At 74.0% G+C, this 15,712-nt stretch carries 13 protein-coding genes and 1 pseudogene; 5 read left to right on the top strand and 9 right to left on the bottom strand.

Annotated elements, in window-relative coordinates; genetic code table 11:
- Positions 1-9: 9 nt before the first annotated feature.
- Complete coding sequence (locus C6W10_RS27015) at positions 10-402, top strand: SCO5389 family protein (RefSeq protein ID WP_107261634.1); 393 nt, start codon at positions 10-12, stop codon at positions 400-402.
- 38 nt (positions 403-440) lie between these two features.
- Here C6W10_RS27015 and C6W10_RS27010 read toward each other — a convergent pair whose 3' ends face one another.
- The 4 genes from C6W10_RS27010 to lpdA form a co-directional block, all read right to left on the bottom strand.
- On the bottom strand, positions 441-848 hold the full coding sequence (locus C6W10_RS27010) for a hypothetical protein (protein WP_107261632.1): 408 nt from the start codon (positions 846-848) through the stop codon (positions 441-443).
- Positions 849-1,033: 185 nt separating this feature from the next.
- Positions 1,034-1,936 (bottom strand): TIGR01777 family oxidoreductase, encoded by a 903-nt coding sequence (locus C6W10_RS27005; RefSeq protein ID WP_107261630.1) that lies wholly within the window; start codon positions 1,934-1,936, stop codon positions 1,034-1,036.
- 142 nt (positions 1,937-2,078) lie between these two features.
- On the bottom strand, positions 2,079-3,920 hold the full coding sequence (sucB, locus tag C6W10_RS27000; protein ID WP_107261628.1) for a 2-oxoglutarate dehydrogenase, E2 component, dihydrolipoamide succinyltransferase: 1,842 nt from the start codon (positions 3,918-3,920) through the stop codon (positions 2,079-2,081).
- A 71-nt stretch (positions 3,921-3,991) separates the two neighbouring features.
- Positions 3,992-5,380, bottom strand: a complete 1,389-nt coding sequence (gene lpdA / locus C6W10_RS26995) for a dihydrolipoyl dehydrogenase (protein ID WP_107261626.1) — start codon at positions 5,378-5,380, stop codon at positions 3,992-3,994.
- A 269-nt stretch (positions 5,381-5,649) separates the two neighbouring features.
- Here lpdA and C6W10_RS26990 point away from each other — a divergent pair, with 269 nt between their 5' ends.
- Positions 5,650-5,976, top strand: coding sequence for a hypothetical protein (locus C6W10_RS26990; protein WP_107261624.1), 327 nt, complete (start codon positions 5,650-5,652; stop codon positions 5,974-5,976).
- A gap of 45 nt (positions 5,977-6,021) precedes the next feature.
- On the opposite strand, the gene C6W10_RS26985 is transcribed toward C6W10_RS26990, so the two are convergent.
- Positions 6,022-7,605, bottom strand: a complete 1,584-nt coding sequence (locus tag C6W10_RS26985; RefSeq protein ID WP_107261622.1) for a leucyl aminopeptidase — start codon at positions 7,603-7,605, stop codon at positions 6,022-6,024.
- A 162-nt stretch (positions 7,606-7,767) separates the two neighbouring features.
- Here C6W10_RS26985 and gcvT point away from each other — a divergent pair, with 162 nt between their 5' ends.
- Complete coding sequence (gene gcvT, locus C6W10_RS26980) at positions 7,768-8,955, top strand: glycine cleavage system aminomethyltransferase GcvT (protein WP_107261620.1); 1,188 nt, start codon at positions 7,768-7,770, stop codon at positions 8,953-8,955.
- Positions 8,956-8,971: 16 nt separating this feature from the next.
- On the opposite strand, the gene C6W10_RS26975 is transcribed toward gcvT, so the two are convergent.
- The 3 genes and pseudogenes from C6W10_RS26975 to C6W10_RS26965 all read right to left on the bottom strand — a co-directional run.
- The gene (locus tag C6W10_RS26975; RefSeq protein ID WP_107261618.1) at positions 8,972-10,264 is read right to left on the bottom strand and encodes a DUF2314 domain-containing protein; all 1,293 of its coding nucleotides are present in this window, start codon (positions 10,262-10,264) and stop codon (positions 8,972-8,974) included.
- Between the two features lie 83 nt (positions 10,265-10,347).
- Positions 10,348-11,130, bottom strand: coding sequence for an adenosylcobinamide-GDP ribazoletransferase (locus tag C6W10_RS26970; protein WP_107261616.1), 783 nt, complete (start codon positions 11,128-11,130; stop codon positions 10,348-10,350).
- Between the two features lie 193 nt (positions 11,131-11,323).
- Positions 11,324-13,369: pseudogene (locus C6W10_RS26965) on the bottom strand (bifunctional adenosylcobinamide kinase/adenosylcobinamide-phosphate guanylyltransferase); the annotation flags it as partial.
- 148 nt (positions 13,370-13,517) lie between these two features.
- Between C6W10_RS26965 and C6W10_RS26960 the strand changes: the two are divergent.
- Positions 13,518-13,718, top strand: coding sequence for a hypothetical protein (locus C6W10_RS26960; protein ID WP_107261612.1), 201 nt, complete (start codon positions 13,518-13,520; stop codon positions 13,716-13,718).
- A gap of 5 nt (positions 13,719-13,723) precedes the next feature.
- Entirely contained in the window at positions 13,724-14,521 is a 798-nt protein-coding gene (locus C6W10_RS26955) for a site-2 protease family protein (protein ID WP_107261610.1), read from the top strand.
- A 103-nt stretch (positions 14,522-14,624) separates the two neighbouring features.
- On the opposite strand, the gene C6W10_RS26950 is transcribed toward C6W10_RS26955, so the two are convergent.
- Entirely contained in the window at positions 14,625-15,623 is a 999-nt protein-coding gene (locus C6W10_RS26950; RefSeq protein WP_107261608.1) for an aldo/keto reductase family protein, read from the bottom strand.
- Between the last annotated feature and the right edge of the window lie 89 nt (positions 15,624-15,712).

The raw sequence follows: 15,712 nt of genomic DNA, 5'->3' as shown, positions 1-15,712 counted from the left end.
AGGAACACAATGTCCCTGGACGTACCCACCGCACTGCTGGAGCGGGCCGAGGCCGGCCGGGTCGACGACGAGGAGTTCGTCGACTGTGTCCGGCGCTCCCTGCCGTACGCCTGGGCGGTGGTCGCCGAGGTGTCGGCCCGGGTCCACGCGACCACGGCCGACTACGCCGACCATGCCGTACCACCGCCGAGTGAGGCGGAGCGGGGCCAACTGCTCCGCGCACTGGCCAGCGACGCCATCCGGGGCGGGCTGGAGCGCCACTTCGGGGTGCGCCTGGCGTTCCAGAACTGCCACCGGGTGGCCGCGTTCCGGCCGGGGGCGGTGGGCGGTACGACGTACCAGCGGTTCGTCTCGCCGCTCGCCCAGATCCGCAACCAGTCGCCGGAGCTGCGCGACTGCTGACCGCTGACTCCCGACCGCTCGGCGCGGGGTCCGGCCGGTTATCCGGTGGACCCCGCGCCGCCGGGGCGGCGGGACCGGCGGGCGACCACGACGGTCACGGCACCGGTCAGCACCAGCAGGGCGCCGAGCGCCGGCAGCCAACCGGGTGCCGGGTCGCCGCCGCCGGTGACCGGAAGGTGGCCCGTGGGGGCCGGCCGGGGAGTGGGCGGTTGCGGCGTCGGTGCCGCGGTCGTCGGCGCGGGCACCACCCGGAAGGTGACGGTGCCGGGTTCCGCAGGCTCCGGCGCGGCGACGGTGATGCCGGTCGGGTCGCCCGGCCAGCTGACCGTCGCGACAGTCGTACCGGCGACGGCCAGGCCGGCGGAGAGCGCGAGCGCGGCGGCGACCGCCCGGCGCGGTGGTGGCGGCGGGACGGCCGGTCGGCCGGTCCGGTCCTCGGCGGTCATCGAGCCTCCAGCCTGGCGGCGCCGCTCGCGGCGCGGGTCGCCTTCCCGGCCGGACCGCCCACTGCGATGTCCGGACACCAGATGCTTTGTCCGGTACGGAAGGTGAAATTACTTTTGCACACCTTCTCGCTTCTGTCGGCTCTTTGGCGGCTTCGGCACCCTCGATCCGCGTTCGACGGGGCAGTTCAGCGGCCGGGCAACGCCGCTTGCAGCGCGCTGGCCAGGTCGGGATGCCGATAGGCGAAACCGGCCCGGTTCAGCACCCCGGGGAGCACCCGCAGGCTGCGCAGCGACTCGACCGAGAGCTCACCGAGCAGGATCCGCAGCGCGATCCCGGGTACCGGCATCACGGTCGGCCGGTGCAGCGCCCGGCCCAGCGCCCGGGTGAACTCGGCGTTGGTCACCGGCGCCGGCCCGACCACGTTGACCGGTCCGGCGATCTCCTCGCGATCCAGCAGGAACGTCATCGCGGCCAGCCAGTCGGCCATCGAGATCCACGGAATCCACTGCCGACCGCTGCCGAACTTGCCCGCGATACCGAGCCGGTACGGCAGCAGTTGCGGCTTGAGCAGCCCGCCGGAGTGCTCCAGCGGCAGGCCGATGCGCAGGCGTACCACCCGTACCCCGGCCTGCTCGGCCGGCGCGGTCGCCGCCTCCCAGACCCGGCACAGGTCGGCCATGAAGCCCTCCCCGGCCGGCTCGTCCTCCTCGACCGGGCGGTCACCGGTGTCGCCGTACCAGCCGATCGCCGAGCCGTTCAGCAGGGTCCGGGGACGCTGCTCGGCCGGCAGTGCGGCGATGGCCCGGGCCAGCGTCCCGGTGCTGTCGACCCGGCTCGACCGGAGCACCTCCTTGTAGCGGGGAGTCCAGCGTCGGTCGCCGATGTTGGCACCGGCCAGGTTGACCACCGCGTCGACGCCGACCAGGACCGCCGGGTCGAGCTGACCGGCGCCGGGATCCCACCGCACCTCGTCCGGGCCCTGCGTCCGGCGCCGGACCAGCCGGACGACGTCGTGGTCCGCGGCCCGGAGCCGATCGGTCAGACGGGTGCCGAGCCAACCGGACGAGCCGGCGATCAGGATACGCATCCCTGTATCTTCGCCCACTCCGTCCGGATCGGCCGAGGTCGGCTCCGGGCGCCCCGGCGGAACGGCGGAGCGGGGTGGCGCCGCAGATGGCGACGGGGCGCCCGGCCGATGGCCGGACGCCCCGTACGAGACGCTGCTGCGGTCAGGCGAGCCCGAGTTCGGCCTCGAACTGGGCGGCCTCCAGCCGCTCCTTGACCGCGGTCAGGAACCGGGCGGCGTCCGCGCCGTCGACCAGCCGGTGATCGTAGGAGAGCGCCAGGTAGACCATCGAGCGCGGCGCGATCACCTCGCCGAGCTGCGGGTCGGTGACCACCATCGGACGCTTGACCACCGCGCCGGTGCCGAGCATCGCCGACTGCGGCGCCGGCACGATCGGGGTGTCGAAGAGCGCACCCCGGCTGCCGGTGTTGGTCAGCGTGAAGGTGGCCCCGGCGATCTCGTCCGGGCTGATCTTGTTGGTCCGGGTCCGCTCGGCGAGATCCGCGACCCGGCGGGCGATCCCGGCCAGGTTCAGGTCACCCGCGTTGTGGATCACCGGCACCATCAGGCCGCGCTCGGTGTCGACGGCGATGCCCAGGTGCTCCGCCTCGGGGTAGGTGATCGTCCCCGCGTCGAGGTCCATCCGGGCGTTGACCACCGGGTAGGTCTGCAACGCCTCGACGGCGGCCAGCGCGAAGAACGGCAGGAACGACAGCTTGACCCCGTGCCGCTGCAGGAACGTGTCCTTGGCCCTGGCCCGCAACCGGGCCACCTTGGTCACGTCCACCTCGACGACGGTGGTGAGCTGCGCCATCTCGTGCAGCGACTCCTGCATCCGCTTGGCGATGACCGCGCGGATCCGGGGCAGCTTCTGGGTGCTGCCCCGCAGCGGGCTCGGTTCCGCCTTCGGCGCCTTCGGGGCCGGTGCGGCGGCCTCCGCGGCCGGCTGGGCGGCCGGGGCCTGCGCGGCCGCGCGGGCCCGCTCCGCCGCTTCGAGTACGTCCTGCTTGCGGATCCGGCCACCGACCCCGGTACCGCTGACGGTGGAGAGGTCGACGCCCTGGTCGCTGGCGAGCTTGCGTACCAGCGGGGTGACGTAGCCGGCACCGTTCTCCCCGGAGGGCGCCGGAGTCGGCGCGGGAGCCCGGGTCCCCGTCGGGGCGGGCTGGGCCGCCCGCTCGGTCCGGGCCGGCTGCTCGGAGCGCTCGGTCTCCGGCGCCGGGGTCTGGTACGACGCACCGGCCGCCGGTGCCGCCTGCTTCGCGGGCTCCGGCTCCGGCTCCGGCTCCGGCTCGGGTGCCGGCTTCGCGGCCTCAGGTGCCGGCTTCGCCGGTTCGGCGGCCGGGGCGGCACCTCCGGCGGCACCGATCACCGCCAGGTCGGCACCGACCGGCGCGGTCTCGTCCTGGCTGACCCGGATCTCCAGCAGGGTGCCGGCGACCGGGGAGGGGATCTCGGTGTCCACCTTGTCGGTGGAGACCTCGACCAGCGGCTCGTCGGCCTCGACGGTGTCGCCGACCTCCTTCAGCCAGCGGGTCACCGTGCCCTCGGTGACGCTCTCGCCCAGCGCCGGCATCTTCAGGACGGTGCCGGAGTCGCCGGCCGGCGCGGTCTGCGCGGCCACCGTCTCCGGCTCGGCCTGCTGCTGCTCCTCGGCCTGCTCCGGCTCGCCGGCCGGCTCCTCGGCCGGGGCCGCCGCCTCGGCGGGTGCCTGCTCCGCCTCGGCCGCCTCCGGCTGGGCCGGCCGGGCCTCGCCGCCCGCTTCGCCGTCGCCGTCGATCACCGCCAGCTCGCTGCCGACCTCGGCGGTCTCGTCCTCGCTCACCACGATCCGGGCCAGCACGCCGGCCGCCGGGGAGGGGATCTCGGTGTCGACCTTGTCGGTGGAAACCTCCAGCAGGGGCTCGTCGACCTCGACGCGGTCGCCCTCCTGCTTCAACCACCGGGTGACGGTGCCCTCAGTGACGCTCTCGCCCAGCCGGGGCATGGTGACCGATACCGGCATCTTTCAAGACTCCTTCGTGGCCTGTGCGTTCCTGGCCCGGTTGGTGCCGGGCGGGCGCGGAGATTCTGTGGTCAGGCGTGTGCGTGCAGCGGCTTGCCGGCCAGGGCCATGTGGGCCTCGCCGAGCGCCTCGCTCTGGGTGGGGTGGGCGTGGATGAGCTGCGCCACCTCGGCGGGGTACGCCTCCCAGTTGAAGATGAGCTGCGCCTCGCCGACCAGCTCGCCGACCCGGGCCCCCACCATGTGCAGGCCGACCACGGGACCGTCGTCGACCCGTACCAGCTTGACGAAGCCGGCGGTCTTGAGGATCTGGCTCTTGCCGTTGCCACCGAGGTTGTAGTTGTAGGTCTTCACCTTGTCGGCGCCGTACTGCTCCTTGGCCCGGGCCTCGGTGAGCCCGACCGAGGCCAGCTCCGGGTCGGAGTAGGTGACCCGGGGGATGCCGTTCTCGTCGATCACGGCAGGGTTGCGGCCGGCGATCTCCTCGGCCACGAAGATGCCCTGCTGGAAGCCCCGGTGCGCGAGCTGGAGGCCGGGCACGATGTCGCCGACGGCGTAGACGTTCGGCACCCCGGTGCGCAGCCGCTCGTCGGTGATCACGAAGCCCCGGTCGAGCTTGACGCCCTGCTCCTCGTAGCCGAGGTTGGCGGTGTTCGGGCCACGGCCGACGGCCACCAGCAGCACCTCGGCCTCGAAGGTCTCGCCACCCTCGATGGTGACCTTGACGCCCTTCTCGGTGTGCTCCACCTTCTCGAACCGCTTGCCGGTCTTGAAGGCGATGCCGCGCTTGCGGAACGCCCGCTCCAGCGCCTTGGAGGACTCCTCGTCCTCGGCCGCGACCAGCCGGGGCAGCGCCTCGATGATGGTGACGTCGACGCCGAAGGACTTCCAGACGCTGGCGAACTCGACGCCGATCACGCCGCCGCCGAGCACGATCGCCGAGGTCGGCACCCGGTCCAGGGTCAGGGCGTGGTCGCTGGTGATCACCCGCTCGCCGTCGATCTCCAGGCCGGGCAGGGACCGGGCGTACGAGCCGGTGGCCAGGATGACGTTGCGGCCGGTGTAGCGGGCGCCGTTCGCCTCGACGGTGTCGGCGGAGACGAGCCTGCCCTCACCCTCGACCACGGTGATCTTGGCGCCCTTGATGAGTCCTTGCAGGCCCTTGTAGAGCCGCGAGATCACGCCGTCCTTGTACGAGTTGACGCCGGCCATGTCGATGCCGACCAGCTCGGCCTTGACACCGAACTGCTCCGACTCGCGGGTCTGGTCGGCGATCTCGGCCGCGTGCAGCAGCGCCTTGGTGGGGATGCAGCCGTTGTGCAGGCAGGTGCCGCCGACCTTGCCCTTCTCGATCATCACGACCGAGAGGTCCAGTTGGGCGGCGCGCAGCGCCGCCGCGTACCCGCCGCTGCCACCCCCGAGGATGACGACATCGAACGTTCCGCCGTTCGGCTCGCTCACAGTTAACTCCCAGGTCGCGTCGCTGCTACGAGGGTGATGCCGGTCAACCGGGCATACCGCCACCCCCGGTCGGGTTCTCCGCCCGGCGTGGCGTGGACTTTCTCCGGAACTGACAGTCGCCGACCGGGGAGCGCCCACCTCGGTCATCTTGTCACTAGTGGAAGCGGGCCGCGTACCGAGGTGCCCAAGGACACGTCGTCGGGACGTACGCTTGCCGGAAGTCGCCAGTTTCGTCGCGGGGCGGCCGTGCCGGGGAGGAGAGGGTCGGGTTGGCCTGGTTTCGCCGACGCAAGAAGGCTGTTGTCACGGCGGGTGACCGTCCCGCCAGCCGTGCCGATCTTGACCATCTTGAACAGTTCGTCCGGTCGAAGCGCGGTGTCGAGGCGTTCATCGAGCCCCGGACGACCGTGACCGAGACCACCGTCATGCTGATCGCGCACGACGGCGAATGGACCCGGCGCCGGATCGACGGCCCGGACGGCGCCCGGCGGTTCGCGCACAAGATGGCGATCCCGATCTACGACGTGCGGCTGGTCGGCTATCCGCAGCGGATGCGCGACTTCAACGAGCGCCGCAAGCGGCGGCCCACGGCCTGACCGCCCGGCCGCCGACCCCGCCGGAGGGGTCGGCGGCGCACGGCGTCAGTCGTTCGCGGCGATGTCGTCGACCAGCTCCAGCAGGGTACGCACCGGCACCCCGGTGCCGCCCTTGGTCCAGTACCCGGTCGGCTCGCCCGAGTGGTAGCTCGGCCCGGCGATGTCGATGTGCGCCCACGGCACCTCGTCGGCGACGAACTCGCGCAGGAAGACACCACCCTGGAGCATGTGACCGGCCCGGTCCATCGACGCGTTCACCTGGGAGATGTCGGCGACCTCGGAGTCCATGCCCTTGCGGACGTCGTCCGGCAGCGGCATCGGCCAGGTCGGCTCGCCGGCCGCGTCGCCGGCCTGCTGGACCCGCTGGCAGAGGTCGGTGCTGCCCATCACCCCGGCCACCCGCTTGCCCAGCGCCACCACCTGGCCGCCGGTCAGCGTCGAGGTCTCGACCAGGTAGTCGCAGCCGTCCTCGCAGGCCCGGGCCATCGCGTCACCGAGGATCATCCGCCCCTCGGCGTCGGTGTTGAGCACCTCGACCCGCTTGCCGTTGTACATCGTCACCACGTCGCCCGGCCGGTACGCGGTCGCCGACGGCATGTTCTCGGCCATCGGCAGGTACGCCGTCACCGCCACCGCCGGCTTCAGCTCGGCGACCGCCAGCATCGTCGCGGCGACCGCCGCCGCGCCGGCCATGTCGGACTTCATCTCCCACATGCCCTGGGCCGGCTTGATCGAGACGCCCCCGGTGTCGAAGGTGATGCCCTTGCCCACCAGCGCGAGCCGCTTCACCGACCCGGCGACACCGGCGGCGGCCGGGTCGTAGCTGAGCTTCACCAGCCGGGGCGGCGCCTCCGAGCCGAGGCCGACGGCCAGGATGCCGCCGTAGCCGCCGGCGGCCAGCGCCTGCTCGTCGAGGACCTCGACGCCGAGCCCCGCCTCCCGGGCGGCGGCGGCCACCGAGTCGGCGAAGGAGGGCGGGCGCAGCTCGTTCGGCGCCGTGTTCACCCAGTCCCGGGTACGGGTGACGGCCCGGGCCACCACACCGGCCCGGGTGATCTCCGCCTGGGCCCGGTCGTCACCGGCGTCCGGCACGTGCACCGCGATCGCGGCGACCGGCGAACGGCGGGTCGGCTGCGGCCGGGTCTTGTAGCCGGCGAACCGGTACGCCCCGAGCAGCGCACCCTCGGCGGTGGCGCGCAGCGCGGCCGGACCGTCCTCGTCGTCGGGCAGCGGAAGGGTCAGCGCGACCCGCTCGGCGCCGGCCAGCGCCCGGACGGCCGAGGCGGCCGCCCGGCGCAGCGTCTCCGGTGCCGGGGCGGCGCCGGTGGGCTCGGCACCGAGCCCGACGGCGACGACCAGCGGCGCCGTGATGGTGCCCAGGGTGGCCAGCTTGATCACCTCACCCGGGCCGCCGGTGGCGCCCAGCAGCGCCAGGGTCTCCGTCAGCCGGCCGTCGAACGCCGCGGCGATGCTCTCCGCGCCGGTCGCGAGGAGCAGGGCCCCGGCGGCGTCGGCGCCAGAGCCCGGGTCGTCCGCCGTCTGGCTGTGCAACCCGATGACGACGGCGTCGACGGCGAGTTCGGCGGGGTCGGTGTCGACCAGGCTGAGGCTGGTGCTGGGCGATGTCACTGCGCGGCTCCGGACGGGCGTGGCCGGCCGCCTGGTTGCGGCCGGGCGTTGTGGTCTCCGGCGCAACCTACCCGCCGGACGAAGGGGCTGTCCCGCCGACGGTCCGCCGGAGGGGTCCCGCCGATGCTAACCATCAGCCGGATCGCAGGTAGGTTGCGACCCATGACCGACCCGACGCAGGTGACCGGCGAGACCCCGGAACCTTCCGCCGACGCACTCCGCCAGTCGCCGCTGCACGAGCGGCACGCCGCGCTCGGCGCCAAGTTCGCCGCCTTCGGCGGCTGGTCCATGCCGCTGGAGTACGCCGGTGGCGGAGTCCTCCGGGAGCACACCGCGGTGCGTACCGGGGTGGGTGTGTTCGACGTCTCCCACCTCGGCAAGGCCCGGGTCACCGGTCCGGGGGCGGCCGACTTCGTCAACGCCTGCCTCAGCAACGACCTCGGCCGGATCGGGCCGGGACGGGCGCAGTACACGCTCTGCTGCGACGAGGCCACCGGCGGCGTGGTGGACGACATCATCGCCTACCTGCACGGCCCCGAGCACGTCTTCCTGATCCCGAACGCCGCCAACACCGCCGAGGTGGTACGCCGGCTCCGTGCCGCCGCCCCGGCCGGGATCACCGTGACCAACGAGCACGACGCGTACGCCGTACTGGCGGTGCAGGGGCCGCGCTCGGCCGAGCTGCTCGGCACCCTCGGACTGCCGACCGAGCACGGCTACATGAGCTTCTCCACCGCCGAACTCGGCTTCTCCAGCGCCGGGGCGCCCACCCCGGCCGGTGACCTGGTGTCGCTGGTGGTCTGCCGGACCGGTTACACCGGCGAGCACGGGTACGAGCTGGTGGTCCCGGCCGAGGCGGCGACCACGGTCTGGGACGCGCTGCTGGCGGCCGGCGAGCCGTACGGGATCCGCGCCTGCGGCCTCGGCGCCCGGGACACCCTGCGGACCGAGATGGGCTACCCGCTGCACGGCCAGGACCTCTCCCCGGAGATCACCCCGGTGCAGGCCCGGGCGGGCTGGGCGGTTGGCTGGGAGAAGCCGGCGTTCTGGGGCCGGGACGCGCTGCTCGCCGAGAAGGCGGCCGGGCCCCGCCGTACCCTCTGGGGGCTGCTGGCGCTGGACCGGGGCATCCCGAGGCCGGGCATGGCGGTGCTCTCCGCCGACGGCACGCCGGTCGGCACGGTCACCAGCGGCACCTTCTCGCCGACCCGGAAGGCCGGCATCGCCCTCGCCCTGCTGGACAGCGCCGCCGGGCTGGGCCAGGACGACGAGGTCGTGGTCGACGTCCGGGGCCGCCGCGCGACGATGCGGGTGGTCCGGCCACCGTTCGTGCAACCCTCCGTGAGGTAGCGGCCCCCGCGCCGGGTCAGCGCTGGGAGCGGTCGCCCGCGTCGAGTACGGCCTGCGTCCAGCCGCCCTCGATCACCCCGCTGCCGTCCAGCAGGGCCCAGTCGACCACGTCGACGGCGTCCACCACGACGGGCCGGCCGACCCGGACCGCCGGATCGGCCGTGGCGTCGCTGGCGCTGGCCCCGACGATCCGTTCCGGTGTCGCCCACGAGGTCACCCCGGCCCAGACGAACTCCGGCCCCTCGTCGGTCGGCAGGCCGTACTTGACCAGCAACTGCACCCCGTCCGGCAGGGTGCCGGCGAGGAACCGCTCCCGGATGCCGGGCAGTCCGTCCCGGGCGGTGGCGATCGCCCGGGCCATCGCGTCGTCGGGGCGGGCGTACCGGACGTCGGACTGGGCGGCGGCGCCGAAGAGGGCGGCGCAGACCGCGGCGAAGTACCGCCCGGCCGGGCCGGGGTGCCCGGAGGGCGGCAGCAGGGTCAGGAACGAGTCCGCGTCCGGGTCGGTGGCCGGGTCGAGTTCGAGCCGCAGCGCCGCCGGACCGGTGGTGTCGTGCTGCTGCGGATTGCCGTACGCCACCGCGATGTCGTGCCCGGTGACCGAGGTGACCACCGGCAACTGGACGAAGGCCGGCACCTCGCTGTCGGTGAGCCCGTCGGTCCAGGCCCGGAGCAGTCGTCGGGCCGCCCCGGTCATCACCGCGCCCCAGGCCCGGGTCAGGTGCGTCGGCACCCCCTGCGCCTGCAACTCCAGCAGCCCGAACCGGCGCAGTCCCTTGGTGGTGAACCAGAGCCCGCCGTCGTCGGACGAGTACGGCACCAGGACCCAGTCGATCAGCCGTACCCGGCCCTCGGCGTCGGGCAGCGAGCGCAGCGCGGTGGCCGGGTCGAGGAACTGCAACGCGAAGACGTCCACCAGGTCGGCGCCGAGGGACTCGGCGACGGCGCAGGCGACGGTCCGGGCCGCCCACTCGTGCGCGGGCGGCCAGCCGGGCCGGTAGCTGGCTTGCACCACCACCAGGTCGGTGGCGGCGTCCAGCCGGGCCAGCTGGGTGTCGGTGGCCCCGAACGCGGTCAGCAGGTCCGGCGGCAGGTGCGGGAACTCGGCGATCGGCCGGGTGTCGACCGTCATCAGCGGGCTGTCCAGCATCTGCCGGGCCAGGTCGTGCACCGGCCCGGAGAGCCGGCCGCCCAGCGCCGCCACCGCCTCCGCCGGGGCCGGGTCGACCTGGCCGGTGGTGGGCACCAGGTAGGTCGCGGTCAACGACTCCGGGACCGGCACGGGCAGGAAATCGTCCGTGATGAGCATAACGTCCCCCGCTCGACCGCCTGTCGGCCTGCCACTCGTGCTGGTGTCCCTTTCGCGAACGCTACCCGCGAACGCCTGCCCGGTCAGCCGGTCAGCACGACCCCGAGGTAGAAGAGCGTGCCGCCGAGTTCGACGCTGGCGCCGAGCACGTCGCCGGTGATGCCGCCGATCCGGCGTACCACGTGCCGGAGCAGCAGCAGGGTGCCGGCCAGCGCCACGGCGACCGCGAGCGGCCCCTGCCAGGGGCGGTCCGGCACCGCCGGCACGGCGAGCAGCGCCACCCCGGCGGAGAGCCCGAGCAGCGCCGCCGGGCCGACGGTGCCGGCGACCAGCGCGCCGAGCCCTTCCGGGCGGGCCGCCGGGACACCGCGCCGGCAGGCCCAGCTCACCGCCAGCCGGCCGGTCGCGGCACCGGCGGCCAGCGTCGCGAGCAGCGCGGTCCACGGCCGGGCCGCCAGCGCCGCGAACGACGCCGCCTGGAGCAGGAGTACGAGGAGCAGCGCGGTCACCCCGAACGGCCCGACGTCCGGCTGCCGCATGATCCGCAGCGCCGCCTCTCCCGAGCGGTACGAGCCGAGCGCGTCCACGGTGTCGGCCAGCCCGTCCAGGTGCAGTCCCCGGGTCAGCAGCGCCGCCGCGGCGACGGTCACCACACCGGCGACCAGTGGCGGGGCGATCGCCGCCAGCCCGCCGAGCAGCCCGGCGAGGATCAGCCCGAGCAGGGCGCCGACCAGCGGGGCCAGGGTCATCGCCGTACCGGCGGTGGCGCGGTCGACCCGACCGGCCCGCAGCGGCGCGACGGTGAAGGTGGTCAGGGCCAGCCGGCCGCCGGCCGCGAACCGGCCCTCGGACCGGTCCTCAGACACCCGGCGGCACGGTGGCGCCGCCGACCCGCCCGGCGTCCCGGTCGTCCGCCGGCCCGGTGCGGCCGGTCGACGGCTGCCCCGGCAGTGGCGGCGTGTCGGTCGTCGACTCTCCCGGCAGTGACGGTGTGCCGGTCGGCTGTCCGGGTGGCGGTGCGTCCGTCGACGGCTGCCCGGTGGTGTCTGCCGGCCCGATGCTCTCCTCCGGCACGGTGGTCGGGCCGGGGCCGGCCGGCGGAGGCTCGATGAACTCCTGGTCGTCGTCGGGGCTGTCGTCGCCCTGCCCCGGCCGGTCGGTCGCCGGGCCCGGTGCCCACGGCTCGGCCGGATCCGGCACCGGTGGGAGCGAGCCCTCGGGCGTCGGGTCGGTCCCGCCGCCGTCCGCCGGGTTCGCCGGTTCGCCGTCGGTCGGTTCGCCGGTGGCCAGGCTCGGGTGCACCGGCAGGGTGCCGGCGAGGGTCAGCGCCGAGCGCAGCAGCGGCAGCGCGGCCAACGCGGCGGCGCCCTCGCCGAGGCCGAGTCGCAGGTCGAACAGCGGGGCCAGGTCGAGCACGTCGGCACCGAGCTTGACGGCCGGGTGGTCGCCGTGGTCCGGCAGCAGGCACCAGTGCCGGGCCTGGCCGGCGAGATCCCGGCTGACCAGGCCCGCCGCCACCCCGACCGGCCCGTCCAGCAGCACCGGGGTACGCCGGGCGGTCGCCCCGAGCAGTACGCCGGTGGCGATCGCCAGGTCGCCGCCACCGAGTTCGGCGAGTACGTCCTTGGCGTCCCGGGGGCTGCGCCGGGTGCGGTGCATCGCGTCCCGTACCGCCGCGCAGCGCCGCATCCACGCCTCGTCGTCCACCTTCCCGCCGAGCGTCACCACCCGGCCGAGTACCGCAGCGGGTTCGGCGCCGGCCGTGGCGGCCAGTACGGCCGCGGCGGCGGCCTCGGTACCCGCACCGGTGGCGGCGAGGACCAGCAGGTCCACTCCGGCGTCCACCGCCTCCTCGGCGAGCCGCCAGCCGTAGCGCAGGGCCGCGTCGACCTCCTCGGCGGTCAGCGCCGGGCCCTCCTCGACGGGGCGGGAGAGCGGTGCCTCGACCACCTGGAGGGTGGCGCCGGCCTCGGCCGCCAGCCGGGCGATCGGCCCGGTGCCCTGCCGGGCCTGCTCGGCGCGGCGGGCCGACTCGCCGGGTACCGCGCCGGCGGCGGCACCGCCGGAGTGGTCGCCGTGCAGCAGCAGCACCCGGACCGAGCGCCAGGGCTGCGGGGTCGTCGTACCCTGCGTGGCGGCGGCGAACGAGACCACCCGCTCCAGGTGACCGAGGCCGGCACCGGGCAGGTCGAGGGTGCCGAGCCGGTCGACGGCGGCGGGTCCGGCGTACTCGTCCGGCATCGGCAGGTCCATCCCGGGCTGGATGACCAGGCCGGTGGCGACCATCGGCAGCGCCATGGTCGGCGCGGTCCAGCCCGCCGTCTTCCCCGGCCCGCTCGGCGGCGCCGATTCGGCCGCCGGGGCCGGGATCACGGTCGGGCGGAGGACCTGCGGCACAGCGCCCAGTACCTCGGTCCAGGCCGACCCCGCCGGGGTGGCCCGGTCGGTGGCGGCCCGGTCGGTGGTGACTCGGTCGGCGGCGGCTTGATCGGTGGCTCGGTCGGCCTGCGCTGGTACCCCAGGCTGGCCGGCGCCGTCCGGGGCCGGCGGCGACTGGTCCGCCCCGACCTTCAACCAGGCCGGCTGGCCGGCGATCACCAGCACCACCGCGTCGCAGGCGTCCGCGACCGTCTGGTTGGTGGTGCCGAGCGCGTCGGCGAAGGCCCGCCCGAGCGGGGTCACCGGCACCGTCGAGAGCCCCACCTCGGGGCTGACCAGCACCAGCCGGGCCGGGCAGTCCCGGATCGCCGCCCCGAGTTCGCCGATGGTGGCGACGTCGTCGGCGGGCTGGTGCGCCGGGTCGAGCAGCACGGTCACCCAGCCGCCGAGGTCGTCGACGAGCAGCGTGTCGCCGGGCCCGGCGTCGGCGATCAGGCCGGCGAGCCGGGACGGGTCGGCGTTGGCCTCCTCGGTCGTCCAGCCCGCCGGCCGGCGCAGCCGGTGGGCATCGATCCGGGCCGTCCACTCCGGGTCGTCCGGATCGGTCACGGCTGTCGCGACATAACGGACAACCGGTACGTCCTTCAGCAGCGACTCGGCGAACTCGGACTTGCCGGAGCGGATCCCGCCCAGCACCAGGAGCCTGCTCCACCCGTCTACGGACATGCCCGTACCTTAGAGCGCTCGGCTGGGCAGTTCGCGGTGAGGTACGGGTGCGCAACCCGCTCCGGACCGCTCTGACTGGCTGGCACCGGCCGGCCGACTAGGCTGGCGGAGGTTTGTCGGCGCGAAGATCGGCGAGGGGAGACGCGACATGCCGTGGAGCTGGCGGTACGAGGGCGCGGACGGCGATCCGGTGAACGGACCGACCGAGGCGTTCAGCAGCCAGGCCGACGCCGAGTCCTGGATCGGCCAGACCTGGCGTGAGCTCGCCGCCTCGGGTGTCGCCTCGGTGCTGCTGGTCGAGGACGACCGGGTGGAATACCGGATGAGCCTGCTGCCCGCGGCCGAGTGACGCCGATGGACTTCGACCAACGCGGCCGGGACCGGCTGGTCCTCGGCGTGCCCCGGGAGGCGTTCCGGCCCAGCCCGATCTTCCTGGCCCTGGTCGCGCTTTTCGTGACCAGCGGCGCGATGGCGTGGAACGGGTTCGGCAACGTCCGGCTCGACGTCTTCCTCTTCGTCGTCTCGGGCTGGCTGGTCTCACTCTGCCTGCACGAGTACGCGCACGCCGTGGTGGCGTACCGGGCCGGTGACCGTGCGGTGGCGCACCGCGGCTACCTGACCCTCAACCCGTTGAAGTACAGCCACCCGCTGCTCTCGATCATCCTGCCGGTGGTGGTCGTACTGCTCGGCGGCATCGGCCTGCCCGGCGGTGCCGTCTGGGTCGACCGGCACCAGATTCCCGGCCGGCTCCGGCACTCGCTGGTCAGCCTCGCCGGCCCGGCCACCAACGTGCTCTTCGCGCTGCTGCTGGTCATCCCGTTCGCGATCGGGGTGGACGTGCTGGCCCGGCCGGAGTTCTGGTCCGCCGTCGCGTTGCTCGCCTTCCTCCAGTTGACCGCGAGCGTGCTCAACCTGCTGCCGGTACCGGGTCTGGACGGCGGCAACGTGATCCAGCCCTGGCTGAACGCGCAGTGGCGGCGCGGCTACGACCTGATGGCGCCGTTCGGCTTCATCCTGCTCTTCGCCCTGCTCTGGAACCCGCGCGTCGGCGGCTGGTTCTTCGACGGGGTCTTCGCGGTCGGCGACCTGATCGGCCTGCCCGACTACCTCTACGTCGAGGGCCTGCGCCTGATCCGCTTCTGGCAGGGCTGACCGACCCGCCCCGGCGTAACGCCGGGGCGGGTCTGCCGCAGTCAGGACCGCCGCAGTCAGGACCGCCGCAGTCAGGACCGCCGCAGTCAGGACGGCCGCGAGATCACGGGCGCTGGGCGGGGCTCTGGGTCTTGGCCGGGTCCCGCTCGGTGATCGGGTCGACGATCTCGTCGATCGCCTTGAGCAGCTCGGCGTCGAGCTTCACCCCGGCCGCCTTGACGTTGTCGCGCACCTGCTCCGGCCGGGAGGCGCCGATGATCGCCGAGGAGACGTTCGGGTTCTGCAACACCCAGGCGACCGCGAGCTGGGCCATGCTGAGGCCGGCCTGCTCGGCGAGCGGCTTGAGCCGCTGCACCCGGGTCAGCACCTCGTCGGACATGAACCGGGCGATGAAGCCCGCCCCGCCGGAGGTGTCGGTCGCCCGGGAGCCGGCCGGCGGCTCCTGGCCGGGCAGGTACTTGCCGGTCAGCACGCCCTGGCCGATCGGGGAGAAGACGATCTGGCCGACGCCGAGTTCCTGGCTGGTCGGTACGACCTCCTCCTCGATGACCCGCCACAGCATCGAGTACTGCGGCTGGTTCGAGACGAGCTGGATCCTCAGCTCGCGGGCGAGCGCGTGCGCGGCCCGGATCTCCGACGCCTTCCACTCCGAGACGCCGATGTAGTGCGCCTTGCCCGAGTGCACGACGTCGGCGAACGCCTCCATCGTCTCCTCCAGCGGCGTGGAGTAGTCGTACCGGTGCGCCTGGTAGACGTCGACGTAGTCGGTCTGGAGCCGGCGCAGCGAGCCGTTGATCGACTCCATGATGTGCTTGCGGGACAGGCCCCGGTCGTTGCGACCCGGACCGGTCGGCCAGTAGACCTTGGTGAGGATCTCCAGGCCCTCCCGGCGCTCGCCCTTGAGGGCCCGGCCCAGCACCGCTTCCGCCTTGGTGCCGGCGTAGACGTCGGCGGTGTCGAAGGTGGTGATCCCGACCTCGAGAGCCGCGCGTACGCACTCCAGCGCGGCGTCCTCCTCGATCTGGGAGCCGTGGGTGATCCAGTTTCCGTACGAGATCTCGCTGATCAGCAGGCCCGAGCGGCCAAGGTGTCGGAATTCCATACCAACGACCCTAGTCCTCGTACCCCGAGTGGATCAGGTTGGGCGACGGGGTGAGGAACGCAGATCACAGCACGGGCTGGCTGCGCTAC

It is taken from the genome of Plantactinospora sp. BB1 (assembly GCF_003030385.1).
Taxonomy (GTDB): domain Bacteria; phylum Actinomycetota; class Actinomycetes; order Mycobacteriales; family Micromonosporaceae; genus Plantactinospora.
This window is presented reverse-complemented; position numbering and strand designations above follow the sequence as displayed.